Raw genomic sequence first — 26,895 nt, 5'->3', positions numbered from 1 at the left:
CAAAAGGTTGATCAACGAAGGACGCATGCAGGCAACAGTTGCACAGTCTCCAGAAACGATGGGTAAAAAAGCAGGGCAGGCGATTCTTGATTATTTTAATGGTAAAAAGATTCAAAAGAATGTAGTTGAAGCGGTGACGATCATTACCCAAGACAATATTCAAGATTATTCACTGGAGGGGTGGCAGTGATGAAGGTGTTTTTTAAAAATCGGTTAGATTATATCTATCTGTTGATGTGCATATTAAATTATGCTTTGATCTTTTTTATAGGGGCAATCGTTACGATCTCAATTCAAAGAATCATAGATATAGCGAGGGCAAGAAGTTTTATGGATATGTTGGATTATCTTCCCGGAGATGGATTGACTAATTTTATTTTTTCTATGATTTGTTTCTTTGTGTTGCTCTTTATCATGATAATTCCGCGAATGCGTAAGTTAAATGGGAAAGAAATCATTATTTACTATGCTTTTGAAATTTGTCTTTGTTTATTGATCATAAAAAATACATACTTTACCAGCAATGTGATCTTATTATTAGTGATGGCAGATGCGATGACATATACGCCAAGTAATAAGTATCGTATTTTGATATTGGTTGTATTGTTTGTGTTGTATATGGGTGCAATTCGTGATTTTATTTCACCTTTTTATTCTGTTGCGAGTTTTGAAAATTTTACTTCTATTTATTCATCGCAGACGATAGCTGTTCTTTTAGGGACCAAGAATACTTTGGTTAGTTTAAATATTGTGGCATTTATGCTATATCTGTTTTTTCTGGTACAAGATAAGATTGAAGAAAATCAACGATTTATCAGTTTGAATAAGCAACTACAAGAGGCCAATAAGCAGTTACGGGATTATGCAGATATCAGCGAAAAAATGGGTGAAACAAAAGAAAGGAATCGTTTGGCAAGAGAAATTCATGATACACTGGGTCACACTTTGACAGGAATTTCAGTAGGTCTGGAAGCTTGCCAGGTTATTTTGGATAAGGATCGTGATATGGCAAAGCAGCAGTTAAAATTATTGAGTGAAAATGCCAGAAGAGGGTTGGATGATGTCAGACGTTCAGTGGATAAGTTAAAGCCTGACGCATTGGAACGCTATACTTTAAAAGAGGCTTTGGATATTTTAATGTTTGATTTTCAGAAAATGACGGATGTTTCGATTCGATATATGTGCCATATTCCTTCATTGGAATTAGAGCAGGATGAACAGGAAGTAGTGTATCGAATCGTTCAGGAAGGAATCACAAATGCCGTAAGACACGGTCATGCGAGTGTAATCTATGTTACTATTGCTAAAGAAGGGAACACTTTAATTTTGATCATTGAGGATAATGGAAAAGGCTGTAAAGATATAAAAAAAGGATTTGGACTAAACCATATGCAGGATAGGATCGATTTATTGCATGGGGATATTCGATTCTATGGACAAAACGGATTTACAATAATTGCCGAAATTCCAATACGGCAGGGAGAATAAGATGACTAAAATATTGATAGCGGATGATCAGCAATTGATTCGGGAGAGTTTAAAAATTATTTTAGATACAGATAAAGATTTTGATGTAATTGATGTTGTGGGAAATGGCAAGGATGCCCTCGAAAGTATTGAAGCCAATAAACCTGATGTAGTATTGATGGATGTGCGTATGCCACAGATGGATGGAGTGGAATGTACGCGAATTATCAAACAAAAGTATCCGGAAATCAGTGTTATTATACTGACGACATTTGATGATGATGAATACATTTACGATGCGATCAAAAATGGAGCAAGCGGGTATCTGTTAAAAGGATGTTCTTTTGATGAATTGTCCAAATCCATTCGCTCGGTATTGAATGGAGGAGCTATCTTTAATCCAAATGTAGCTAAAAAATTGACTTCTTTCTTTTCACAAATGGCAAATAATCCAGAACATTTGTCATGGGATAAAGATGGATTGCCAGATTTAAGCGAGAACGAATGGAAGATCATTGAACAAATTGGGCACGGATTATCCAACAAGGAAATAGCTTCTTTGCTGCAGTTTAGCGAAGGTACGATACGTAATTATTTAAGCGTAATTCTAGATAAGCTAGGTCTTCGTGATCGCACTCAGCTGGCGATTTGGTATTTGAAGAAAGGACGAAAATGATGAGAAGATGGCAGATACGAACTATTTTTGCCTTGATAATACTTTGCCTGATCTTATCCTTGTTTTACGTGAATTCGAATAAAACATTAAAAATAGGTGTCATTACAGGAAGCAATTGGGATGTTCCAAGCCCAGATGCTTTAAAAATTGTGGATAATGCAATTGAACGGTTTGAAAAAGAGCATGTCAATGTTCAGGTAGAGTATATTTCTGGGATTCGCAAAGAAGATTATTCAGAATGGTTGTCACAACAAGCCCTTTCGGGAGATGTGTGTGATGTCTTTATGGTGCTTTCTAATGATCTGGCAACTTTCGCAGATGTAGGAATCTTAGAAAATCTGAGTAGTTTTATCGAAAATGATCCAGATTTTGATGAATCAGTATATTTCTTTAGTTCTTATCAATCCGGACAAGTGAATCATGTTCAGTATGCTCTTCCTTACGAGAGTGTTCCTACACTGATGTATGTGAATCGGACTTTGTTGGAGAGTGAAGGTATTGAAGTGCCTAAACAAGACTGGACGTGGGAAGATTTTTATGAGATATGTGCCAGAATGACCCAAGATACAAATGAAGACGGGATACTGGATCAATTTGGACAATTTGGTTATACTTGGCAAAATGCTATTTTTTCCAATGGGGCAAAAATATTTAATGACGAAGGGTCCAATGCTTTATTGGAGAATGATAGAGTATATGATGCAATCGAATTTATGAGAAGATTAGAAAAATTAAATCGAGGGCAGAGCGTGACAAGTGAGATGTTTGATAAAGGCCAGGTCGTATTTTGTCCGATGAGTTTTAGCGAATATCGTGCGTATAAACCTTATCCTTGGAGCGTAAAAAAATATTCCAGTTTTGAATGGGATTGTATTCCAATGCCTGCAGGACCGGATGGAAGCAATGTATCGCAGTTAGACACACTTTTAATTGGAATGTCAAAGAATTCCAAATACAAAGATCTTGCCTGGGAGTTTTTAAAAGAACTTTCCTTTAATGAAGAGACACAGAAAGATATTTTTAGATATTCACAAGGGGTTTCGGTACTAAATACAATTACAGACACAAAAATGATCATTGATTCTTTACAAGATGAAACACCTGGGGGCAGTGATTATGATTTAGGTTTTTTTAATTCTATGATGGAAAATGCAATCCCAGTCAAAGAATTTAATGGGTATGAGCAGGCAATGGCACTTATTGATGGAGAAATCAAATTATTGAGCATTAATGAAGATGACATTGAAGCAGCTATCGGTCGTGTTGAGGATCAAGTAGATGCTCTGTTGGAAAGTGTAAAATGACAAATGTAATTCGAAATCCAGTTACATTTGCAAGTTGAAAACAGTTTCATAAGAACCTATAATTACCTTAAGCGAAGAATATGTGATGCAAGCGCTAAACAACTTAAAAAAAATAACCAAAATATGTGAATATTGTGTGAAAAGCGCTTGCAATGTCATAACATTTCGTTTATACTCATAGTATAGTAAAAAACATAAAACGGAGGGAAAAATAATGAAATACGTTGTAATGGTAAGTCATGGCGAATTTGCACCAGGTTTGCATTCAGCTGTTAAGATGATGACAGGGGATCGTGAAGATGTTCTATCTACAAGTCTTAAATCAGATATGAGTGCAGATGAGTTTGCAGCAAATTTTGAAGAATTGGTTAAGGATTTTACAACTGATGATCAGGTTATCTTATTGGCAGATATCTTGAGCGGATCTCCATTTACTAATGCATTAAATGTATTAGATCAAAAAGGAATGCTGCCAAACACATTGATTATTGCCGGAATGAACATGCCTTTAGCAATTACTGCAGTGTTGATGAAAGATAATTTTGACAACGTTCAAGATTTAAAGGATACGTTGTTGAGCGAAGGACGTTCAGGATTGACTGACTTTGTCGTTGCTTCGGATGACGAAGACGAAGATTTATAATAGGCTAAAACGCAATCGCGTATAGGCATAAACAGATAATAAAAGGAGGACGTAGAAATGATTAGTTTCATTCGTGTGGATGACAGAATCATCCATGGACAGATCGTTACAAGATGGTCTAAAGAATTCCCTTGTGACGGGATCGTTGCGGTAAACGATAAAGCTGCAACTACTCCTGTATTAGCTCAATCATTTAAAGCTAGTACAGATAAGAAAGTCTTTGTTTGGACAAAAGAACACTGGAGAGAAAAAGCAGAGACAGTTAAAAATTCTAACAAGAAATATTTCTTAATTACTAAGAACCCTATCGATATGAAGGAAATCTTAGTAGATGATGGCTTTGTTCCTAATGATGTTAAACGTGTTGTTATTGGGCCATGTAATGATCGCCCAGGTGCAACTAAATTAGGAAATAACCAAAGTATTACTCAGGAAGAAGCCGACGCTTGCGAAGCAATGACAAAAGCAGGATATGAAGTATACTTCGCATTGTTAAAAGAAACAGCTATCGGTGACTGGAGCAAATTTAGATCTAAATTCGGTTACTAAGCAACCGGTCTAGATATACAAATTCATAATAATTTTTAGAAAAGGAGAGAGATGAATTATGAGTTTATTTCAAGCAATTTTGATTGGTATCATGAGTTGTACAGCAGCTTCTACAATCGCTTGTTTGGGAACAACTGTCGGTAACTACACATTGAACCGTCCGTTGGTTGCATCATTATTCGTTGGTCTTATCTTAGGCGACGTTCAAGGATGTATCTTAATTGGTATCCCAATGCAGGTTATGTGGATCGCTCTTGTTACACCTGGTGGTACAGTAGCATCTGACTTGCGTGCCGTAAGTTATATCGGTATTCCTTTGGCATATGTTGGTGCTAAAGTAGCAGGTATGGATTTTGGTGGAGACGAAGCTTATGCATTAGCTTCAAGTATCTCAGCAATGACTGGTGTAATCGGTATCTCATTGTTCTACGGAACAGCAATGATGAACTTGATTTGGCAGCACATTGGTTGGGCTCAGTTGGATAAAGGTAACTTAGATTGCTTAGGAAGAGTTACAGCTATTTATCCATTGATTTCACACTTTGTACTTTCTTTCTTGCCAGTTACATTACTTTGCTACTATGGATCAACTGCAGTAGAATCTTTGTTCGCTCAGTTGAATACAGATGTATGGTATGTAAAAGCTATGTTGGCAGTTGGTGCAGTACTTCCAGCTGTAGGTATCGCAATTCTGTTGAAATCAGTAGTTTCTAAACCAACAGATTTGATCTACTTCTTATTAGGTTTCGCTTTGGCAAAATCAATGGGATTAACATTGATCGCTGCTACTGTAGTTGGTGCTGTATTCGCGTTAATTAACTTTAATATGACTATGATGAAACTTTCTGGTGTGTCTGGTGGAGGCGCAGCTATCGATGATGATGAGGAGGATATTTAATTATGAAAAAGATTTCTAAAAAAACATTAAATTCTTCTTTCTGGCGTTGGTGGTATGGTAACCTGACTTGCTTCTCTCAGGAGCACATGCAGACATTTGGATACATGTGGTCAATGCTTCCTATTATCAAGGAATTGTATGATACACATGAAGAACAGTGCGAAAAAATGACTGCTTACTATCCATTCTTTAACACTGAACCTCAGATTGGTGCTATCGTTGTTGGTATCACTGCAGGTTTGGAAGAAGCTCGTGCAAATGGTGCTGAAGGTATCGATGATGAAATGATCAATGGTATCCGTGCTGGTTTGATGGGTCCATTGGCAGGTATCGGTGACTCTTTGATCGTAGGTACTTATATTCCTATCTTGTTAGGTATCGCATTAGGACTTGCAGAAGGTGGATCTGTTTTAGGACCATTGTTCTATATCGTCGTATGGAATGTTACTTCTACTTGGTTCCAATATTTCGTTTATATGAAAGGTTATGAACTAGGTGGATCTGCAGTTGAATTGTTGGTTGGTGAAAAAGCTACAGCCTTCCGTGAATCTGTAATCGTTATGGGTCAGGTTATCGTAGGTGCTATGGCTGCTTCTTGGGTAAATATCAGTACTCCACTTCAGATTGCTACTGACTCTGAAGGTAACCCAGTAATGTTGATTGACAAATTGAATGGTGCTTTCCCTGGCGTATTAACTTGCTTGTTCGTATTATTCGCTTGGTGGTTAATGGCTAAAAAGAACATTACTCCAATCAAAGTATTGTTACTATTCGTTGTTATCGGATTCGTTGGTTCTGTAGTTGGCGTAATCGGATAATAAAAGTATTAGTTTATTAGGCGAAGGCTTTGCCTTCGCTTCTTTTTTACTTAGAGGAGGAAATAGTATGAGTATGGTAAAAAATCACATGTCAAAAAAAGAAAGAAACGAATTAGCTAAGATCATCGAAAAAGAGAATGAATTGATATTACGTTTAGGAAGAATGATCAGAAATAGTGCGCTTATCTTTTTAGCCTGCGTCATCTTATGTATTTGGGGTTGGTCAGGAATGATTGATCCTATGCTTCCAAATATTAGTGAAGGGGTTCGTACAGTAGTGAAGTGGGTTGCCTTGATTGGTGCCATCATTTCTGGTGTATTTACCATTCTTGCTTTTTTATCACATAGAAATGGTAAAAAAAGTTTGTTGGCTAAAATTGATCGTTTTCAAGGAAAAGATTAATTTAACACAATTGAGATGATTATCACAAAAATTCACATACTCAATCCATTATTATTTTAATATTTATTTGTATTATATAGCCGAGCCAAGGATAGAGGCTCACTTCATAATCAAATTCCCTTTCTCTAATTTTCTTTAGGCAACAAGATCTATGTAAGATAGATCTTGTTGTTTTTTTTTGATAAGATTTCTTTTAGATTTATAAACTTCGTGATATTTATAAGTAATGATACTCAAATATAATAAATGCAATCAAATTTTCTTATTCAAAAAATTTAAACATCGATAATATTTTTGAACCAAAGCTTTCTTTTCTTTTTTAGCAAATTCAAAAAATATTTCTTTTATTTTTCATGCAAAGCAAGATAATAAAAACATCTTAAATTGAATAGATAAAAGTTCATTAAGAAAGTGGAGGTTTTAAGAATGTTTGCTGATTATCATGTACATACTGCATTTAGTGATGATTCAATCTACCCTATGGAATAAGTGGTTCAAGATGCAATTTCAAAAAAAATAAATGAAATTTGTTTTACAGAACATGTCGATTATTGGATTAAGGTGGATTGGGATAGTGGAAAGGAAATAGTGTACCGAAATGGAGAACCTTGAGCGAATTGCAATTATCCACTATACATGAAAACTATCGAACAAATGAAAAAAAGATATGGTAACAAGATAACAATAAAGACAGGATTGGAATTTGGTATGCAGATGCATACAATTAAGCTGTATGAAAAACTATTTTCTCAATATGATTTAGATTTTGTACTTTTGTCTATTCACCAAGTAAATGATTTAGAGTTTTGGAATCAAGATTATCAAAGAGGTAAAACGCAAAAAGAATACAATGAAGGGTATTATGATGAAATGTTACAATTAGTTAAATCTTATAAAAATTATAGTGTACTTGCTCATATGGATTTGATTACACGTTATGATAATGATGGTGTTTATTCATTTGAAAAGATTAAGAATAAAATTACTGAAATTCTTAAAATTGTTATAAGCGATGGAAAAGGGATAGAACTAAATACCTCTAGTAGACGATATGGGTTATCTGATTCTACACCATGTCGTGATATTTTAACGTTATACTATAATTTAGGTGGAAATATTATAACAATAGGTTCTGATTCACATAAACCTGAGCATTTAGAAGCTTATATTCAAGAGGGAAAAGAATTGTTAAGATCAATTGGATTTACACAATATTGTACTTTTGAAAAAATGAAGCCAATATTTCATTCTCTTTAGAATTTGATGAAAATTTAAAAATAGCATTTATTAATGAGGAAATGACAATAAATTAAAGTCATATTTCTCTTTTTTCTTTCTAGATTTTCATTTTAAAGCACAATATATTATATGGGTTGCCTGTCATGGACATAAAATAAGTATATTGATATAATATTGACGAAAGATGGGATTTATATGCGTGAAAAAATTAGAATTATTATGTATTCAAGTGCTGACAAGATTGATGGTCAAGGGGTTGGAAGTGCTTATCTTGAACAAGTAAATTTAATCAAAGAGGGAGCTTCCGATTTATTTGATGTAGAAATCAATGACTGGATCAAAACACCAGATATTCAGCATTTTCATACTTTGGATCCATTTTATTTCTTAAAAATGCAAGATCCTAAAGCTGCATGTATCGTATATTGTCATTTTTTGCCTGATACATTAGATGGCAGTATCAATATACCTGCTCCTTTTATGAAAACTTTCCAAAGCTATGTTATTTCTTTTTATAAAGCTGCAGATCGTTTAGTTGTTGTTAATCCAATTTTTATCGATGAATTGGTTCAATATGGAATAGAGAGAGAAAAGATTTACTATATTCCTAATTATGTTTCAAAAGATAAGTTTTATAAAAAAAGCAATGAAGAAAGGGTCGCAATTCGTGCTAAGTATGGCTTAAAAGAAGATGATTTTGTCGTGTTAGGAGCCGGACAGGTACAAACTCGAAAAGGCGTTCTTGATTTTGTCGATGTAGCGAAAAAGAGCCCAGATGTTCAATTTGTATGGGCTGGAGGATTTAGTTTTGGTCGTATTACGGATGGATATGAGGAATTAAAGAAAATCCAGGAGAATCATCCCGATAATGTACATTTTATTGGAATCATACCGCGTGAAGAGATGATTGATATATATAATATGTCTGATGTATTGTTTATGCCAAGTTATAATGAGTTGTTTCCAATGACGATTCTTGAAGCTGTCAACATTCATATTCCACTTGTTTTACGTGATTTGGATCTTTATAAGAATATATTGTTTGATCATTATATGAAAGATATTAGCAACGATGGATTTGCTCAATGTATCAAAACACTAAAAGAAGATTCATCTGTATATGAAACCTATGCTAAAGAAAGTGAAAAAATAAGTGAATTTTATTCGAAAGAAAATGTTTTATCTATGTGGATCGACTTTTATTTAGATGCATATAAAGAAAAGCAGGATAAATTATTGAAGAAAAAGAGTAAATAATAGAAATGTAGGTTAAAAATGAAAAAGCAAAAAATGTTATTGAACTTTCTTGTAATTATTCTTTTGACAATAGCGGTTTTATGGTTTGCGCTCAAAGATAATTATAAGGAAATTCTAGATGCAATCTCACAAATGAATTGGATGTCTTTGGTAATCATATTGCTGTGGGGCGTTTTGTATACGGTAGTATGGGGGTTTGTATACCTGGTTTTAGGACGAAAATACAATAAGCAGTACTCTTTGTTTAATGGTATTGTTATATCGTTTGTGGGAACATTTTTCTCTGGCATCACACCAAGTAGTACAGGAGGACAATTTGCCCAAGCATATATAATGAAAAAACAAGGCATTAAGGTCAGCGATGGTGCAAGCTTGTTATGGGCAGATTTTATCATTTATCAAACAACGATGATGATTTATGTGACCATATTGTTCTTGTTACGCTTTTCTTATTATAGTGCGCAGTCTGGCTGGTTTATGATTATTCTAGTCGGATATCTAATTAATGCAATTGTGATCCTGGCTCTATATACTATGGCTTTGTTTCCAAAGGCATACATCCGTCTTTCAAGAACTTTGGTTAAGATCTTGGCAAAGATAAAACTTATTAAAGATCCAGAAAAAACATTGGAGTCCTGGACATTGCAAATGACAAGTTTTACCACGGAAATTCGCAATATCTCTAAAGATAAAAAGAGTATTCTTACATGTTCTTTGGTAAATGTGATCCGTTTAACTTTGTTATATTCTTTACCATTTTTTATTGGGAAAGCTTTAAATATTCCTTTGAGACCTGAACAAATGATTGATGTAATTGCACTTTCCAGCTTTGTTACAATGGCTAATAGTTTTATCCCGATCCCCGGTGCCAGTGGTGGAACAGAAGTTGTGTTTACACTGTTGTTTGGATCGTTGATGGGTTCTGTTACGGGTGCAGTTATGATCTTATGGCGTTTTTCTACATATCATATTGTCCTGTTGATTGGTGGAATCACATTTGCTTTGGCAAAGAATTATTATGAAAAAAAGAGCAAAGGAATATCAAATATAGATTTAGAACAATATAAGGAGTGAAAGAATGCGAATTGGATTGTTTACGGATGCTTATTTACCAGATATAAATGGTGTGGTTTCCAGTGTTGTCACATTAAAAAAGGCGTTAGAAGAACTGGGACACACCGTCTTTGTTATTTCAAATCATAAAAGTTCTAAAATTAGTTTTGAAGACCATGTATTACGTCTTCCTGGATTAGAATTAAAAAAGTTTTACGGATATAAAATGAGTAGTCCTTTTCAGTTTGAAGCGTTTGAATATGTACGCAATATGGACTTAGATGTTGTCCATGTACAAACAGAGTTTGGAGTTGGTATGTTTGCCAGACAATGCGCAAAGAACTTTAATATACCGCTTGTTTATACATATCACACAACTTATGAAGACTATACACACTATATCAATCCAATGGATTTGGAAACTGTGGAGCACATGGGGAAGCTTGCAATCCGTTCTTTATCAAAGATATTGGGGAATGGAGCACAGGCTGTGATAGCGCCAAGTGAGAAAACTCGTAACACCTTGATAAGCTATGGGGTTAATACGCCGATTTATGTGGTTCCAACGGGATTGGATCTATCTAGTTTTGATCGTAATAATTTGGATGCAAAGAAAGTAAAGGAGATTCGTTCTTCATTAGGATTAACTGAAGAAGACCATGTTGTAGTATTTGTAGGGCGTATCGCAAAAGAAAAATCAATCGATATTCCAATTCGTGCGGTTGCCAAGAGCAAAGATGAGCATTTACATCTTGTAATCGTAGGGGGCGGCACAGATGAAGGTTATTACAAAGAAATTGTGGATGAACAAAATTGCAATGATCGTGTTCACTTTGTAGGAAGAGTTCCTAAAGAAAAAATACCGTATTATTATGCAGCATTTGATTGCTTTGTTTCTGCTTCGATGACAGAAACTCAAGGAATGACATATATTGAAGCTTTGGCCAGTGGTCTTTGTGTATTTGGTCGTCGTGATGAGGTCTTAAACGATCTCGTGTTTGAAGATAAAACAGGATATTATTTTGATGATGAGAATGAACTGGTTGAAAAGTTTGATTTGTTTTTTTCTAAATCAAAAGAACAAAGAGAAATGATGGTGAATGAGTGTATTGCCAAGACAGAACCATTTGATACTGAATTGTTCGCCCATAAAGCTTTGGCTGTGTATGAACAGGCAATTGATGATTTTTCGCAGGCATTTGTGGTTGAAAAAATCAAAATGGTTGATGATTATGTACGTTTAACAGTTCAAAGAGATAGCGATAGAGAACCTATCAAGTTTTTAATTCCATTAGATGATTTCTTTGATTTAAAGATTTCTGTCAATACGATTCTAGATGCGTATCTTGTTGAAAATTATTTAGAACTTCAAGATTTCTATAAGGCTTTAAAAATGGCACAAACAAGGGCTTTATCTGTGGATTGTACAGCACATGAAATAGAAGAATATTGCTTAAGAAGATTGGATGTTTCATCTGAAGATGCACAAACGATCGTGCAGGAACTGGAACAAAAAGGTTTGATCAATGATCGACAATATGCTATGGAAAAAGCACAAGTTTGGCATTCATACGGACAAAATAGTGCTCAGATACGCAATAAATTGTATAAAGCAGGAGTAGATAAAGACTTGATTGAAGAAGCAATTTCTACTTTAGAAGAGACAACGGAAATCAAAAATGCCTATGCAGTTGCTAAAAGACTCGTACATAATTTAAAAGAACAGTCAAATCGAATGAAACGTCAAACCTTAACGAATAAACTGGTTACAAAAGGATATTCTTTGGATGTTGCTAAACAAGTATCTGAATCTTTTGAATTTGATGAAGATGATTCAAAATCATTAGAGTTAACGATTAAAAAGGCGAGAAGATTGTATGCGTCTTTTGAAGAACCAAAGCGTAGCAATAAGATTCGTATATATTGTTTAAGAAAAGGCTATACTTCAAGCCAAATAGATGAAATATTGGAAGGTGAATTAATTGAAAATTAATGAAATTAACAGTGAAGGCAAGATTTCTATCAAAGCTTTGATCACAAAGTGTGATAAAGGAAAGACCCAGAAAAATACACCTTATCTTTCATTGACGTTAGAAGATAATACAGGGGTTCTTGATACGAAATATTGGAATTTGACAGATGAACAAGTAAATAAATATAAGGTAGGAATGGTTGTAGCCGTTGAAGGTGATGTAATATTGCATCGAAATGCATACCAGTTGCGTGTGCATAAAATGGAAATTGTAGAAGAAAATGATTTGAGTGCTTATGTAAGGAGTGCTCCAATGACTAGAAACGCGATGGAAGCAAAAGTCAATGAATATATTACCATGATCAAAGATGAAGATATAAAGACTTTGACAAAAACGATATTGCAGGAATCGAAAGATGACTTTTTTAATTATCCTGCAGCGGTAAGAAATCACCATAATTTTGTAGGTGGTTTGGCTTTTCACTCCATTTCTATGGTTGAACTTTGTTTGATGATTGCCAAACAGTATCCATGGCTGGATAAGGATCTTTTGATTTCAGGTACTCTATTGCATGACATTGGGAAAATTGAAGAGTTATCCAGTGCTGTCTTGCCAGAATATACGATAGAAGGAAATTTGTTGGGACATATTTCAATAATGTCTGCTCGAGTGGATCGAGTAGCGCATCAATTGAATATTCAAGATAAAGAATCGGTGATATTGATAAAACATATGATCTTGTCACACCACGGAAAAATGGAATTTGGATCTCCAGTTCTTCCGATGATTCCTGAAGCAGAAGTTCTTTCTTTGGTCGACAATCTGGATGCACGTATTGTCATGATGAAAAACAGTCTTGATCAAACCGTGCCAGGAGAATTTGGTCCTCGTGTTTTTGCGTTGGAAAATAGAATGATTTATCACAGAAAGGGTTCAAAATGAAAGTAGGATTTGTTTCATTAGGATGTTGTAAGAATTTAGTTGATTCAGAGATGATCATGGGAATGTTGAAAGAAAATCATCATCAGATTGTTTCGAATCCAAGACAGGCGGAAGCTATAATCATTAATACATGTGGATTTATTGAATCGGCAAAAGAAGAATCTATAAATACGATTTTTGAAATGGCAAAATATAAAGAAGATAAACTAAAAAAACTAATTGTTTGTGGATGTCTTGCTCAGCGTTATACTTCACAATTGACTGAAGAAATTCCTGAAATTGATGCGGTTATTCCGATTCGTGATTATAGCGAATTGGCAAATCGTTTACAGGAACTTTTACATGATGAAGGAAAAGGAAATTTTTATAAGAGCGAACGTTTATTGAGTGGAAAACCATGGCATGCGTATTTAAAAATCAGTGATGGCTGTTCTAATCGTTGTGCTTATTGTGCTATTCCTTTGATTCGTGGAGATCAAAAAAGTCGCGAAATCTCTGATATTCTAGAAGAAGCAAAATATCTTGCATCAATTGGGGTAAAAGAACTAACTTTAATTGCTCAGGACACCACAAAGTATGGGTTGGATAACTACAATGAGTTAAAGTTGGCTGAACTTATCAAAGAGGTGGATAAGATCGAAGATTTCCACTGGATTCGTATTTTATATATGTATCCAGATGAAATCGAAGATAAGGTCTTGGAAGCTATGCGTCAAAGCAAGCGTGTTCTGCCATATTTTGATATTCCTATGCAGCATGCCAATAATCGCTTACTTAAAAGCATGAATCGAAGAGGAACGAAAGAGGATGTATTGGCGTTGATTCATAAGATTCGCACTATGTTCCCTGATGCCACTTTAAGAACGACAATGATTGTTGGTTTCCCAGGAGAAACGGAAGAAGAATTTGAAGAGTTGATTGACTTTATCAAAGAGGTGAAGTGGGATCGCATGGGTGCTTTTACTTATTCAAAAGAAGAAGATACCCCAGCCTATGATTATCCTGATGAAATCGATGAAGATATACAAAATGAAAGGTTATCTGCTTTGATGGAAATTCAAAGAGAAATCTCACTTGAAAAGAATAAAGAAAAGATCGGTAAAGTAATTGAAGTACTTGTAGAGGAAAAAGAAGGATTGACAAATCGTTATCGTGGACGTTCGAAAGCGGATGCGCCAGATGAAGTTGATGGGCAGGTAATTTTCAGATGTGATGAAGATTTAGATATAGGTTCATTTGTACAAGTTGAGATTACAGATGCAAAGGAATATGATTTATTTGGAATATGGAAAGAATCATAGGGTTTGAACCAATTGTTCATGGTGATGATACGATCTTGATCTTAGGCTCAATGCCAAGTGAAGAAAGCTTAAAACAAAACATGTATTATGCTAATAAAACAAATCGGTTCTGGAAAATTTTGACAAGTCTCTATCAAAGGCCTAGTAATACACTAGAAGAAAAATTTGCTTTGTTGGAATATGCGCATATTGCCTTGTGGGATATTTGTCATTCATGTGTTCGCCAAACAAGTGCGGATGCGAAAATTCGTGATGTAATGGCAAATGATATCGATAGTTTGTTACAGAAAAATCCATCGATTCAAAGGATTATTTGTAATGGGAAAACGAGTTATCATAATTTATGCCGTTTCTTTCCACAATTGATTGAGAAAACAATCGTATGCCCGTCCACATCGGCGGCAAATGCTAAGTTTTGCTTAGAAGATTTGATTTATGAATATGAAAGGGTCTTGAAAAATGAGTAAATTATATTGGGCAAAAGTAAAAGAGGATGCTATTATCCCTACAAAACGTGATGAAGACGCGGGGTATGATCTTTATCCTTGTTTTGAAGAAGATTATTTGGAAATTAAACCATTACATACACGCCTAGTACCATTAGGTGTAGCCACGGCATTTGATGCCAGTTATGTAATGATCTTAAAAGAAAGAGGTTCTACAGGGACGAAAGGAATCGCTCAACGTTCTGGAGTTATTGACTCAGGATATCGAGGCGAATATATGGCTCCAGTCACAAATGTAAATGATAAACCGATTTGTATCATTAAAGAAGCGGCATTGGAATCATGGAGCGAACAGAAAAAAGAAGAGTATATTATTTATCCTTATGAAAAGGCTTTGTGCCAGGGCGTGCTTTTGCAGATGCCACAATTGGAAAGTGAAGAACTTTCTTATGAAGAACTGCAGAAGATGGAGTCTAAGCGAATGTCGGGCTTATTAGGAAGTTCGGGGAAATAGACTAAATCAATCGTGTTTTAAGGAGACCGTCAGGCCTCCTTTATTTTTGGGCAAAAAGAAAAAACATCTTTCGATGTTTTTCATTAATTAAGAAGTACCAAGTGATATTGAGCAATAAAGATTTATTGAAAGAAGAAAACTTTACTCAATGGGTTTATGATAAAAACTACCATAAAAGTGATTGGTTTTATAAGAGTTGATGATCACATTTGGGTTGATACTTCTTATACAATCAACAACGTCGGCTTCTTCATAACTACTTACGACAGCTTTACAAATATAAAAGTGTTTCTTGCTGAAAGCTCCATAAGCATCTACTACACTCATTCCATGTCTAAAATTAGATATAAAGGCTTCTGTTACAGGTTCTGGATCATCTGTGGTAATCTCTACTGTGATCTGTGCATATCGATGATGGAAACTGGAAATCATGCGGGTAGAAATAAACTGGAAGATAATTGAATATCCAGCGGCTTTCCATCCAAATAAAGCTCCAAAGATAATGATCATACAGGCATTAAAGATAAATACATAATCCCATATGCTTTTATGAAGTTTATCTGAAATATAGAGTGCGATAAAGTCGGTTCCTCCAGTTGATCCATCAGCTTTTAAAGCGAGTACGATGCTCATTCCATAAAGAGCTCCACCAAAGAAGACATTTAGTACTAGGTCATCGAAGAATGGATCAAAGGAAAGCGTCTGCAAGAATAGAGAAGTTAGTCCAAACTGCAAACAACTAAGAAAGGTAAAACGTTTGGACACGCTTTTAAAACACAATAGAGCGGCTGGTATATTCAGTGCCAAGATTGCCAGAGATGTAGATATGTTGACACCAACTAAAGTACCTATTTTATTAAGTAAAATAGCGACTCCGGTAAAACCACTGGATAATAAGTTGCAAGGATCCATAAAAACCTGGATCGTATATACCTGCAATAAAGAACTGGCGATGGTCATAATGACTGAAATGACAAAGCGTACCCATTTATATTTTCTTAGGTTTTTAATTTGTTTAGCCATAATAACTCTCCTCTAAACACAAATGATATTATAGTGATAAATTGAAAATATGATTATAAGATTGTTTCCTAAGCATTGGGAAAAGTGCCATTTCCTAATATTAGGAAATGGCAAGGCAAACAAAGTGAATGAATGTAAGTTATAATGAATAAGCTGATAATGCCATATTAATTATATGGAGAAAGGATAATGAAAATATGTTAAACAAGCGACAGGAGAAGATAATCATGTTGCTGGATGAATCGAAAAGTTGGATCACCGGAAAGGAAATTTCACGGTTGATGAACGTTTCGGATCGAACAATTCGAAGTGATATAGAGAATATTAATCGATTTTATGATAAACAGCTGATCGAATCCAATTTACGAAGTGGATATCGTATCAATGCAGATGTTCTTGTTACGCTACCTATTGAATTAAATTCAGCAATTCCTCAGACACCACAGGAAAGGTGCGTGTATATCATACAAGAATTATTATTTGAAAAAAAAGAAATTAATTTATTGGATCTGCAGGATCAGGTCTTTATTAGTGGATATTCAATAGATAATGATATAAAACGAATTAAAATTATGTTGGAACCTTATGATAATTTAAAACTGGTTCGTTCTAGAAATTGTATTCGTTTAGAAGGCAGTGAACAGAGCAAACGATTACTATATAAAGAACTCTTGTCGCAGGAAACGCAAGGAAATTTCTTGAATTTAAATAAATTATCTAGCATGTTTGTGGATTTTGATTTATTGAAAGTAAAAGAATATTTAGAAGAGACATTAGATAAATACAATTATCATGTTCGTGAAATGGCAATGCCTTTATTGATGATTCATGTAGGTATTTCAATTGAACGTATGTTTCGCCATAACTATATTGAAACAACACGTAATGTACAGGATTTAAAGAAACGAAAAGAATACGTCATTTCAAGAGAATTTTTCACAAAACTGTCTAAAAAGATGCCTATCGAAGTTAAGGAAGATGAAGTTATTTTGTTTGCTTTACAATTAATGGGAAAACGTTCGATAGATGTACAAAGTGATCTGGTAGTCAAAAAGACAGGAATGAATGTTGATGAATTTATTGAAGATATCATTAAGATGATCAAAGATGAATTTGATATAGATTTTTCTAAAGATTTAGATTTAAAAAATGGATTGGCAGTGCATTTACAAGGCGTAATGGAACGCATCAATCGCGATATGGATATTTCTAATATTTATCTTCAGGAACTGAAGCGTAAATATCCGCTGGTATTTGAATTGGCTGTTCGTGTTGGAAGACAAATGGAAAGTACTTTGGATATGAAAATATCTGAAGATGAAATAGGTTTTCTTGCTTTACATCTAGGGGCAGCTTATGAAAGAACAAGTATCTATTCAAAATATAGAGCTGTGATGATCTATCCTGTAGAGCAGGCGATGAGCAATATGTGTTTAAGAAAGATTGAAAATCTTTTCTCTGAAAGAATGGATATTGTAGAATGTGTAAGCTTTTTTGAAGAAAGTGCAATACGTAAATTAGAACCAGATCTAATATTGACAACACTTCAGCTTAAACATAATTTGGATATCCCAACTGTACAAATTTCGTTGTTTTTGAATACAGAAGATGAAAGCAAAATTTTTCAAACATTAAATGCTTTGGATCGAAATACATTTAAAAGAGATTTTGAAGACAGTTTGATCGGATTGATCCAAAAAGAAACATTCCATTATGATCTAGATCTTAAAACACCTTCAGAAGTTATTACATATATGTGTGATCATTTAGAGAAACTTGGCTATAGCAATGCTGAATTCAAACAGTCTGTATTAAAAAGAGAGGAAATGGCAGCAACGAGTTTTGTATATTCTTTTGCGGTTCCACATGCTTTGAATGTAAGAAGTTATCGTCCGGCTATTTCTGTTGCATTTTTGAAAAAACCAATTCAATGGGGTGAATTTGAAGTAAAGATGGTCATACTTTTAGCAATCGATGAGGAACATCAGGATGTATTGCGAATGTTCTTTACCTGGTTAAGCAACATGATCAATGATGCAAATCATTTTGCCTCATTGTTGGAGACGAAAGATTATGAAGATTTTCTTACGAAGATCGTAGAATAGAGAAAGGATGACGACATGAGTAAAAATCAAAATGGAAAATTTGGGGTTCAGCTAAAGAAAGTCAATGTGAATAACTTTTCCCGTATCGTTGCCTATATTATAGACTGGTATGTCGCAACGATGGTTTCCAGTATTCCTATCGTAATCATTACATCTATAGTCAATCATACGACTGTAATTACTCAGGAATTGAATAAATTGCCTTTGATGTGGGGTGTTATTACGGGGATTTTAGCGATTATATTCTATTTAGGATATTATTTTGTCTTGGAGCTAAAAGTATATAAAGGCCAGACTTTTGGAAAGCGCATTATGAAATTAAAGGTTGTAAAAGATGGTGGAAATGATGTTGATTTTAAATCAATCTTATTGCGTGAAGGACTTGGCGTGATGATTATTGAAGGGTATCTTGCGAACAGTTCAAGTTATCTTCGTCAGATCATTCAGCTATTTACGGATGTAAATATAATGGATATATCCGTATATCTGTTTGGGATTATTAGCGCTATCTCTATTTTGATGGGTATAGCTAGTCCAAGTCGTAAGATGATCCACGATCATATTGCCAAAACACATATCATTTCTACAAAAGAAGAACAAGTGTGAGAAAATGGAAAGAACTTCCTAAAATCTAGGAAGTTTTTTAGTTTTTAAGGAAAAACAAAATAATATAGAATACTTTATAGAAAGAGAGGGTGTATTTATTATGATGGATAAACTTGAAAAAGTCCTGATGCCTTTAGCCGATATTCTTACAAAGAATAGAGTGCTGATCGCAATCCGTGATGGTTTCTTGATCACTACACCACTGTTGATCGTTGGATCTATTTTCTTGTTATTTGCAAACTTCCCAATTCCTGGATGGGAAGACTTCTGGACAGGAATCCTAGGCACTGATTGGGCAGGATGGTTTACAGCTGTATCAAGAGCATCATTTAACTGTACTGGTTTGTTAACTGCACTTGGTACAGGTTATGCAATGGCTAGAGAATTTGGTGGGGATAAGATCCAAGGTGCTGCTGTTGCAATGGTTGCATTCTTTATCATGATGCCAACTTCTCATCTAGGTTCAGATGCAGATGGAAATTTAGTTGAAGGAGTTACAGTTTCTGGATTAAGTTTTGATTATATTGGTCCAAACGGTATCTTCATGGCATTGATTGCTGCGATTTTAGGTGTTTGGTTGTTCTGCTATGCTTATAAAAAAGGTTGGACAATTAAGATGCCTGCAGGTGTTCCTCCTGCTGTAACAGATTCATTTGCGGCTTTGGTACCAAGTGGTATCGTTATGGCTGCAGCATTCTTGATTCGTATCTTGTTCTCATTCACAGAATTTGGTTATGTTCAAGACTTTGTAGTTGCTGTACTTCAAACTCCACTTTCTGGATTAGGAGATACTTTAGGAGCTAACGCATTATACACATTCATGTGTTCATTCTTATGGTTCTTCGGTATCAACGGACCTGCTGTATGTAACTCTGTATATTTCATTGGAAATGTATTGACTGCAGAACAACAAATTGCTTTTATGGCCGGTGAACCATTACCTTATATCTTTACTAACCCATTCTCAAACTTCTTCACAAACTTCGGTGGTGGAGGTTCTACCCTTGGATTAGTAATCTTAATGTGTACAGTATGTAAATCTCAGCGTATCAAACAATTAGGTCGTTTATCAATTGTTCCTGGATTCTTCGGAATCAACGAACCAATTATCTTCGGCCTTCCAGTTGTTTTGAACCCAATTATCATTATTCCATTCATGTTGTGTCCACTTTTGAACTTGATTCTTTCATATTTCGCAACTGTTTGGGAAATTATTCCAAGAACAACGGGTGTTAACTTACCATGGACAACTCCAATTGGATTCTCTGGTTGGTTATCAACTGGATCTTGGACAGCTAGTGTTTGGCAGTTATTCTTGTTAGCATTGAATATGGCATTGTACTTCCCATTCATCAAGACATTGGATAGAAAATATCTTGAAGATGAAGCCAATGCAGAAGCTAACGCTGGTGAAGAAGAAGAAATTTCATTTGATGATTTAGATCTTGATGATCTATAGGATTTAATATAAAAACAGGCCATCTGATCTAAGAGCCTGTTTTTATTGTATAGAAAGGGTTATAATAAAAATACAAAAGGAGTTGAAAATTATGAAAGTAATGATGATTTTTGATCAGACACAAGCTGGTTTAGGTGGGAAAGAATCTCCTGATCTTCCAATGGGCGGGAAACCAATGGCCATTGGTTCATGTGGAATGTTTCAACGCTTCATGGATCAAAATGACGGAAAAGTAATCGCAACTTTATGGTGCGGAGATGGTACTTTTAAAGAAGATCCAGAAAAGAACGCAAAGAAGTTTGCGGCAATGGCTAAAAAATTCCAACCAGATGTAGTAATCTGTGGTCCATGTTTCAATTATGCAGGATATGGATTGATGGCTGCTAAGACGGCTTTGACAATTAATGAACTAGTTGGTATTCCTGCTTTTGCAATCATGTCTAAAGAATGCGAACAGGCAATTGAAGAATACAAAGATAAAGTAACAATCTTAAAAATGCCTAAAAAAGGTGGAACAGGTTTGAATGAAGCTTTAAGCGAAATGTGTCAATTCGCAAAAATGTTAGTAGACAAAGCAGATACAACTGCATTTAAAGCAGAACATGCATATTAATTGATAATGAAAAAGCACTTTAGATTTATAAACCTAAAGTGCTTTTTAAGTGTTAAGATCATTAATTTGATTTTGTATTTCATCTAAGAACTGGCAGGCTTCATCTCCATCCATCTGAACATGGTGAAATTGGAAGGAAATTCGAAGGGTTGTCGTTTTGCCTATTGTTTTATACTTTCCCCAGATGAGAAAAGGATTGTTAAAGATGCCGCTATACATATTGATGACGCCATCGATTTCATGGTGGATAAGACTGGATGTGCCAATGATCATGTGATCAGGTAGTTCTAGATCTTTACATGTTTCTTTTACCTGTTGAACTCTTTGCAGGTAATCTGAATTGAAAGCATCAAGATTATCGTTATAGGAAACATCGCAGCTGTTAAGTTCGTGGTTTATGTTTTTTACTAAGATACTTATGCCTAATTGATCATATTGAAACATTTTATGGTCAATAGGTAAAAGGTAGAATTCTTTTGTCTTCTGTGCGGCTGAAAGAATGCAGTAGCAAAGTGACATATTTAACTTATATCCTTTTTCTTTTAATTGGATCAATTTGGTTATATCGAGTGTTTTAAATATCGTTACCATAGGCATTGGCGCATTGATATAAAGTTTATAGCTGGTAGCTCGATTTGTCTTTAGAGGTTCGATTTCATGCATGAACTTTCTCCTTTCTAAGTTATCTTGGGCATTGGATATAGCCATATTCATCTTCGGTTAATTGAGGAAATCCAGGACATGTTGTTACATAATGAAAATCATCTTTTGGAGCAGAGGTTTCATATTTGTCAACACTGTAGGCAACCTGGTCACTGGCATCACCGATAATTCCGCTGACACCCATGTTAAGGTAGTCTGTTACTTTTTCAGTATCATCAACTGTCCAGACATAAACAGGTAATATATTATTTCTGGCATCTTCTAACAATTGTGTATTAATTGCACTTTCTTCAATAGCGATAAAATCAGGGATGAAAGGATCATCTAAACGGATATTGATTCGCCCAAGATTTCCAAAAGCACAATATCCAATCCACCAGTCTGGACGTTTTTTGGCCATCATTTGCATGCTTTCTTGGTCCATGGACATAAACATAGCACGATCAGAAAATTCATATTTTTCAATGAGCTCTATGGTTTGGCTAACTGTTTTTTCTTGATCGCCTTCCAGGGGTTTGAACTCGATTAAAAGGCCAATTTGATTTGGGGCGTTTTTTGCGGTTTGAATGGCTTCTTCTAAGGTAGGTATCTTTGCGGTCTTTCCTTCTTGGTTGGTGGTTTTTAATTGCTGGATCTCATCCAAAGTAAGCTCACTGATATCTACATCTTTTCCGGTTAGTCGTTTTAAATTGGTATCATGGCAGAGAACAAGAACATTGTCTTTTGTCAGTTGTATGTCGATTTCTGCGAAATCTGCATGATTGGTATCGGCTGCTAAGATTCCTTCTAAACTGTTTTCAGGTTGACTGATATCTCCGCGGTGTCCAATGGAATATGGTAGATGTAGTATGGGCTGTTGATTAAAATAATAGATTACAAAAATTAGGCAACTTAAGGAAAACAGAATTGAATATATTATCTTATGACGAACAATGACTGATTTCATGTTAACTGTTTTTTTTAGTTTAACAGGTTCAAAGCTGCATACAGGATCAATATTTGACTTTGTTTTTAAAGCTTGTTTGATAAAGAAAACTTCAATAATTGTCCACAAAATGGAAAAAGCGATAAAGCCAAACGTACGAACGCGAAAATAAGAAGAAAATAAAAAATATCGTAAAAAGTAGAAGTTAAAATCAGAAGCAGTTAAAAGCATTTCTTTTAAAATATATGTTTGAAGAACATAATAAAGAAGAAAAATTCCTATTAAGATCATCCATAATTTGGGCTGATGAATCATTTTTTGAGTTGAGTGTTTAGCGGCAAGAAGAAAGTTTTCCTGTTTATATATCATGTAATAAGGAACTAAGATCAATAAACCATATAATACAAATAATACTACATATAATAGGATCGTCAGCTATGATCCATATTGCATCTTCAATAATTCGTTAGTGATGAAATTAGGTATGGATAAAGAAGGAAAAACAGTGGATACAAATCCAAAATGCCATAAAGGACACAAAAAAACAAAATAAATGAAAGCTAAAATTGTGGAAGGATGTTTCAGTACTTTTAAATCTTTTATTCCGGATAAACAGATATCAATCCAGTGAAAAGATTGATGTGTATGTTGCAGATAAAGTATCTTGTATACAATAACATATTCTATATAGATAAAAAACAAAATGATCAAAGCATAAAACAATGCACCTAAAATACCTGGAATATTTAATAATTTGATGATTATGTCAAAGTTATAAATGACGGATTCAGAAATGATGTATTTCATAAACCATCCGGTTAATAAAGATAAAACAGGTAATACGATGACATAGATCAACAGTTTATAAAATAGTTCAAATTTAAATACTTCTTTCATACAAATAACTCCCTAAAAAACAATATAAATATAACATAAATGAATAAAAAGAGCTGTAATGATTTTGAGAATACATTACAGCTTTACGCTTAAAATTCTTTATGTTCCATGATTTTGGTGCTGATCTTATAGGAAATCCATAAACAAATGAATGCAATCAGGATCAATAGGCCAGCCAACACGCTGATATTGATAGTGGGAATATTTTCTAATAGTAAGTTTATGTTGATGTGAAAGATTAAAGTTAAAATTTGGTTGATCGCAATACCGATTATGGCGATTATTCCGAAAGCTCCAATTAATGCGATCCTTCCTTTTTCGCCTCCAAATTTGAGTTGAAATGGTAGAGTCATGGCAAGAATTGCAATCATCATAGCTAAAATTAATATGGCACTGATCATAAATTCATCAATAGGTAAGGTATTTCGGTTTAGGATTACCAATAAGCCGAAAAGTGTTGTCAAGATCCAGCTAAATGATCCTAACAATAGACCGAAACAATATTTCTCTTTAACATATCCTTTTCGAGTGATTGGTAAAGTGAATAAGAAAGCATATCCGTTATTATAATCATCATAGCTAATTGTACTGATCGTGAATAACGAGATCACAAAGATTAAAAAGCCTAATGGGAAGATTACATCATCGGAGAATAACAACATTCCAACACTTAGAGCAATCATCAAGCAGAAAAAGTTCTTTTGATTCAGTATTAACTTATAGTCTTTAATAAGCAGTCCTTTCATAATTTATTTCCCCCTTATCATCATCGTGATCAATTCATCGATTGAACCTGCTTCAATTGTTATATTGGGATAGTTTTCTAAATAATATTGTCTTTCATTTGTAAGACAGCTATATCCATAGGACTCTTTTTTTACACGAAGGATATAAGATTTATCCAATGCCTCGTATTGTTTGTCATCGACTTTTAATAAAGCGTAGTTACTTAAAAGAATATCAGTATCTTCATGAAGGATGATCTTTCCATCATGAATCATATATAAATCATCACATAAGGATTCTAAATCACTGGAAATATGAGAACTGATCAAGATTGAGCGTTCATCATCTTCCTCTAAAAATTCTCTTAGCATATCTAATAATTCATCTCTTGCGATAACATCTAATCCAGCAGTTGGTTCATCTAAGATCAAAAGTTTAGCACCATGTGAAATCGCAACTAGGACCTTTAGTTTCGCTTTCATTCCTGTTGAGAAGTCTTTGATTTGCTTGTCCATCGGAAGTGAAAATCGTTGAACTTGTTTGATGAAAAAAGAGGAGTCAAATTGTCTATACATGTTTTCAAGAATAGGAATGATATCTTTAATTCGTAGATATCCACTGAAACCTGAATCGGATAATACAACGCCTAGTTTTTCTTTATCCTCTGGTGTAATGTCTTGATTGTCTTTTCCAAATAAAGTGATAGATCCACCATCTGGATGAATTAAATCCAATATAGCTTTAAATGTTGTGCTTTTTCCAGATCCGTTTTGACCAATAAGACCAGTCACTTGTCCGGGGTTTACCTGAAGTGAGCATTCTAAGAAAAAATTATCATAATGTTTCTTTAAGTTTTCTATTTTCAACATGGCTTATCCCTCCAATATAAGTTCAAATAGTTCTTTAATCTCTTCATCACGGATACCGCAACGTCTTCCTTTTTGGATGGCTCGTTCTAAATCAGCTTCTAATTCTTTTTTCTGTTCTTCTAAGAGTAGTTCAGTATTTGTTGCAGCAACATAAGTGCCTTTTCCATGCACTGTAATGGTAAAACCTTCACTTTCCAAGTTGTCATAAGCTTTTTTAACGGTGAGTGCACTGATTTTTAATTCTTTGGCTAGAGAGCGAACAGAAGGAAGAATATCATTTTCTTTTAATTCTTTGTTTCGAATCAGTGTTTTTATTTGATCTACAATTTGTTCGTATATTGGCACCATTGAAGATGTGTTAATAATAATTTTCATGTTATATCGACCTGTCTTTCTGTAAACAGTATATAACAGTATTTAACTGTTGTAAAGTGTTATATGCTGTTTATTAAAATGAGAGAATAACTTGGAATTTTTTATGTGCTAGGGGGATTAGTATTTTTTATAAAATATAAAGGCCAGAAATAGAAATCTGACCTTTATGTTATAAAAAATAAAATTTGTTAATTGGGTTATTTTATAGCGTCTACAAATCGTTTAGTGATAACTTGAGGGCGTGTGATGATAGATCCTACAACAACGCTGTAGCAGCCTAAATCCAATACACGTCGTACTTTTTCAGGCGTATCAATGTTTCCTTCAGCAATAACTGGATGTTTAGCTTTTTCAAGCAAGCTACGAATAATTTCAAAATCATTGGCTTCAATTTTGTTACCTTTACTTTGTTCTGTATACCCAACTAAAGTTGTACCAATAAAATCAAATCCAATTTCATCGGCATGTAGCATTTCTTCTAATGTTGAGCAATCAGCCATCAATAGTTGATCTGGGTATTTTGCGCGGATTTCAGAAACAAATTTATCTAAAGTTTTTCCATCAGGTCTTGTGCGGCAAGTAGCATCTACTGCGATAACTTCTGGTTTAACTTCCATTAACTCGTCGATTTCTTTCATGGTTGGTGTGATATATACAGGATTGTCACCATATTCTCTTTTGATGATACCGATGACAGGAAGATCTACCTGTTCTTTGATTTCCTTAATATCCACTACAGTGTTGGCACGAATTCCTTTTGCACCTCCTTCTTTTGCGGCTTTAGCCATTCTTCCCATGATGAAAGAAGAATGTAGAGGTTCATTTGGCAAAGCCTGGCATGATACAATTAATTGTCCTTTTGTTGTTTCCATTTTATTCATAATACTAGTCTCCTTTATGCTAATTTTATCACTAGAAATGTTACACGACAATAAGTGTTAAATTGTATTTAATAATAATTGTTGTGTTAGAAAACATGATTAAGTAATGCTAAAGAATATATATAATAATAAAAATATCTAATAGGAATTAAAAGATGATTTGTTGATATTTGTTGGTTTCTAGTTTATAACTCATATGTCGATGCAAAAAGAAAGGGAGGAGTGCTAGTTCTCCCTTTTGCCTTGTTTAGAAGTCGATGCTTATCACAA

Annotated in this window: 28 protein-coding genes and 1 pseudogene; 21 read left to right on the top strand and 8 right to left on the bottom strand. The window is 34.4% G+C overall.

Features of this window, described 5'->3' with window-relative positions:
* From HMPREF0367_RS10540 to HMPREF0367_RS05825, 17 genes and pseudogenes are all read left to right on the top strand, one after another.
* A pseudogene (locus HMPREF0367_RS10540) lies at positions 1-190 on the top strand (sugar ABC transporter substrate-binding protein); the annotation flags it as partial.
* On the top strand, positions 190-1,488 hold the full coding sequence (locus HMPREF0367_RS05900; protein ID WP_035402231.1) for a sensor histidine kinase: 1,299 nt from the start codon (positions 190-192) through the stop codon (positions 1,486-1,488). The pseudogene HMPREF0367_RS10540 and the gene HMPREF0367_RS05900, both read left to right, overlap by 1 nt.
* Before the next feature lies 1 nt (position 1,489).
* Positions 1,490-2,143, top strand: coding sequence for a response regulator transcription factor (locus tag HMPREF0367_RS05895; RefSeq protein WP_015536272.1), 654 nt, complete (start codon positions 1,490-1,492; stop codon positions 2,141-2,143).
* A complete protein-coding gene (locus tag HMPREF0367_RS05890) occupies positions 2,143-3,447 on the top strand; it encodes an ABC transporter substrate-binding protein (protein ID WP_081683648.1) in 1,305 nt (434 codons plus the stop codon). The genes HMPREF0367_RS05895 and HMPREF0367_RS05890 overlap by 1 nt, the downstream gene beginning before the upstream one ends.
* 214 nt (positions 3,448-3,661) lie before the next feature.
* Positions 3,662-4,090 carry a PTS sugar transporter subunit IIA gene (locus tag HMPREF0367_RS05885; RefSeq protein ID WP_015536271.1) on the top strand — a complete coding sequence of 143 codons (429 nt, stop codon included), beginning with the start codon at positions 3,662-3,664 and terminating at the stop codon, positions 4,088-4,090.
* A 57-nt stretch (positions 4,091-4,147) separates the two neighbouring features.
* Positions 4,148-4,639, top strand: a complete 492-nt coding sequence (locus HMPREF0367_RS05880) for a PTS sugar transporter subunit IIB (protein WP_015536270.1) — start codon at positions 4,148-4,150, stop codon at positions 4,637-4,639.
* 58 nt (positions 4,640-4,697) lie between these two features.
* Positions 4,698-5,537, top strand: a complete 840-nt coding sequence (locus HMPREF0367_RS05875; protein WP_035402227.1) for a PTS sugar transporter subunit IIC — start codon at positions 4,698-4,700, stop codon at positions 5,535-5,537.
* A 2-nt stretch (positions 5,538-5,539) separates the two neighbouring features.
* Positions 5,540-6,355: a PTS system mannose/fructose/sorbose family transporter subunit IID gene (locus HMPREF0367_RS05870; RefSeq protein WP_015536267.1), complete on the top strand. Its 816-nt coding sequence runs from the start codon at positions 5,540-5,542 to the stop codon at positions 6,353-6,355.
* A gap of 67 nt (positions 6,356-6,422) precedes the next feature.
* Positions 6,423-6,758 (top strand): hypothetical protein, encoded by a 336-nt coding sequence (locus HMPREF0367_RS05865; RefSeq protein ID WP_015536266.1) that lies wholly within the window; start codon positions 6,423-6,425, stop codon positions 6,756-6,758.
* 636 nt (positions 6,759-7,394) lie between these two features.
* The gene (locus HMPREF0367_RS05860; protein WP_316244694.1) at positions 7,395-8,015 is read left to right on the top strand and encodes a histidinol-phosphatase HisJ family protein; all 621 of its coding nucleotides are present in this window, start codon (positions 7,395-7,397) and stop codon (positions 8,013-8,015) included.
* A 177-nt stretch (positions 8,016-8,192) separates the two neighbouring features.
* Complete coding sequence (locus HMPREF0367_RS05855; RefSeq protein WP_035402225.1) at positions 8,193-9,254, top strand: glycosyltransferase family 4 protein; 1,062 nt, start codon at positions 8,193-8,195, stop codon at positions 9,252-9,254.
* Between the two features lie 18 nt (positions 9,255-9,272).
* A complete protein-coding gene (locus tag HMPREF0367_RS05850; protein ID WP_035402223.1) occupies positions 9,273-10,328 on the top strand; it encodes a lysylphosphatidylglycerol synthase transmembrane domain-containing protein in 1,056 nt (351 codons plus the stop codon).
* 4 nt (positions 10,329-10,332) lie between these two features.
* Entirely contained in the window at positions 10,333-12,300 is a 1,968-nt protein-coding gene (locus HMPREF0367_RS05845; RefSeq protein WP_035402221.1) for a glycosyltransferase, read from the top strand.
* On the top strand, positions 12,290-13,222 hold the full coding sequence (locus tag HMPREF0367_RS05840) for a 3'-5' exoribonuclease YhaM family protein (RefSeq protein WP_035402219.1): 933 nt from the start codon (positions 12,290-12,292) through the stop codon (positions 13,220-13,222). The genes HMPREF0367_RS05845 and HMPREF0367_RS05840 overlap by 11 nt, the downstream gene beginning before the upstream one ends.
* Positions 13,219-14,523: a 30S ribosomal protein S12 methylthiotransferase RimO gene (rimO, locus tag HMPREF0367_RS05835; RefSeq protein ID WP_035402217.1), complete on the top strand. Its 1,305-nt coding sequence runs from the start codon at positions 13,219-13,221 to the stop codon at positions 14,521-14,523. Before HMPREF0367_RS05840 ends, rimO begins: the two co-directional genes overlap by 4 nt.
* Positions 14,508-14,990 carry a DNA-deoxyinosine glycosylase gene (locus HMPREF0367_RS05830; protein ID WP_022356086.1) on the top strand — a complete coding sequence of 161 codons (483 nt, stop codon included), beginning with the start codon at positions 14,508-14,510 and terminating at the stop codon, positions 14,988-14,990. The genes rimO and HMPREF0367_RS05830 overlap by 16 nt, the downstream gene beginning before the upstream one ends.
* The gene (locus HMPREF0367_RS05825) at positions 14,983-15,483 is read left to right on the top strand and encodes a dCTP deaminase/dUTPase family protein (protein ID WP_022356087.1); all 501 of its coding nucleotides are present in this window, start codon (positions 14,983-14,985) and stop codon (positions 15,481-15,483) included. The genes HMPREF0367_RS05830 and HMPREF0367_RS05825 overlap by 8 nt, the downstream gene beginning before the upstream one ends.
* A 141-nt stretch (positions 15,484-15,624) precedes the next feature.
* Here HMPREF0367_RS05825 and HMPREF0367_RS05820 read toward each other — a convergent pair whose 3' ends face one another.
* A complete protein-coding gene (locus tag HMPREF0367_RS05820) occupies positions 15,625-16,506 on the bottom strand; it encodes a YitT family protein (protein ID WP_035402215.1) in 882 nt (293 codons plus the stop codon).
* A 197-nt stretch (positions 16,507-16,703) separates the two neighbouring features.
* On the opposite strand from HMPREF0367_RS05820, the gene HMPREF0367_RS05815 reads away from it, so the two are divergent.
* The 4 genes from HMPREF0367_RS05815 to HMPREF0367_RS05800 all read left to right on the top strand — a co-directional run bounded on the left by HMPREF0367_RS05815 (position 16,704) and on the right by HMPREF0367_RS05800 (position 21,289).
* Positions 16,704-18,611: a BglG family transcription antiterminator gene (locus HMPREF0367_RS05815; RefSeq protein ID WP_035402213.1), complete on the top strand. Its 1,908-nt coding sequence runs from the start codon at positions 16,704-16,706 to the stop codon at positions 18,609-18,611.
* 15 nt (positions 18,612-18,626) lie between these two features.
* A complete protein-coding gene (locus tag HMPREF0367_RS05810) occupies positions 18,627-19,217 on the top strand; it encodes an RDD family protein (protein ID WP_035402211.1) in 591 nt (196 codons plus the stop codon).
* Positions 19,218-19,317: 100 nt separating this feature from the next.
* Positions 19,318-20,676 (top strand): PTS sugar transporter subunit IIC, encoded by a 1,359-nt coding sequence (locus HMPREF0367_RS05805; RefSeq protein ID WP_022356090.1) that lies wholly within the window; start codon positions 19,318-19,320, stop codon positions 20,674-20,676.
* Between the two features lie 91 nt (positions 20,677-20,767).
* Positions 20,768-21,289 carry a GrdB-related putative oxidoreductase gene (locus tag HMPREF0367_RS05800; protein ID WP_022356091.1) on the top strand — a complete coding sequence of 174 codons (522 nt, stop codon included), beginning with the start codon at positions 20,768-20,770 and terminating at the stop codon, positions 21,287-21,289.
* A 45-nt stretch (positions 21,290-21,334) separates the two neighbouring features.
* On the opposite strand, the gene HMPREF0367_RS05795 is transcribed toward HMPREF0367_RS05800, so the two are convergent.
* The 7 genes from HMPREF0367_RS05795 to HMPREF0367_RS05765 all read right to left on the bottom strand — a co-directional run bounded on the left by HMPREF0367_RS05795 (position 21,335) and on the right by HMPREF0367_RS05765 (position 26,616).
* Positions 21,335-21,952, bottom strand: a complete 618-nt coding sequence (locus tag HMPREF0367_RS05795) for a CatA-like O-acetyltransferase, family 2 (protein ID WP_035402208.1) — start codon at positions 21,950-21,952, stop codon at positions 21,335-21,337.
* A gap of 19 nt (positions 21,953-21,971) precedes the next feature.
* Positions 21,972-23,192, bottom strand: a complete 1,221-nt coding sequence (locus HMPREF0367_RS05790) for a glycerophosphodiester phosphodiesterase family protein (RefSeq protein WP_169815939.1) — start codon at positions 23,190-23,192, stop codon at positions 21,972-21,974.
* 120 nt (positions 23,193-23,312) lie between these two features.
* Positions 23,313-23,774, bottom strand: coding sequence for a glycerophosphoryl diester phosphodiesterase membrane domain-containing protein (locus tag HMPREF0367_RS05785; protein ID WP_035402204.1), 462 nt, complete (start codon positions 23,772-23,774; stop codon positions 23,313-23,315).
* Between the two features lie 89 nt (positions 23,775-23,863).
* Positions 23,864-24,520 carry an ABC-2 transporter permease gene (locus HMPREF0367_RS05780; protein ID WP_035402202.1) on the bottom strand — a complete coding sequence of 219 codons (657 nt, stop codon included), beginning with the start codon at positions 24,518-24,520 and terminating at the stop codon, positions 23,864-23,866.
* Between the two features lie 3 nt (positions 24,521-24,523).
* Entirely contained in the window at positions 24,524-25,369 is an 846-nt protein-coding gene (locus HMPREF0367_RS05775; protein ID WP_035402199.1) for an ATP-binding cassette domain-containing protein, read from the bottom strand.
* Positions 25,370-25,372: 3 nt separating this feature from the next.
* A complete protein-coding gene (locus HMPREF0367_RS05770; RefSeq protein ID WP_035402196.1) occupies positions 25,373-25,744 on the bottom strand; it encodes a GntR family transcriptional regulator in 372 nt (123 codons plus the stop codon).
* Positions 25,745-25,941: 197 nt separating this feature from the next.
* On the bottom strand, positions 25,942-26,616 hold the full coding sequence (locus HMPREF0367_RS05765) for an N-acetylmannosamine-6-phosphate 2-epimerase (protein WP_418766641.1): 675 nt from the start codon (positions 26,614-26,616) through the stop codon (positions 25,942-25,944).
* Between the last annotated feature and the right edge of the window lie 279 nt (positions 26,617-26,895).

This window comes from Faecalitalea cylindroides ATCC 27803, from assembly GCF_000469305.1.
GTDB classification, from domain to species: domain Bacteria; phylum Bacillota_I; class Bacilli_A; order Erysipelotrichales; family Erysipelotrichaceae; genus Faecalitalea; species Faecalitalea cylindroides.
This window is presented reverse-complemented; position numbering and strand designations above follow the sequence as displayed.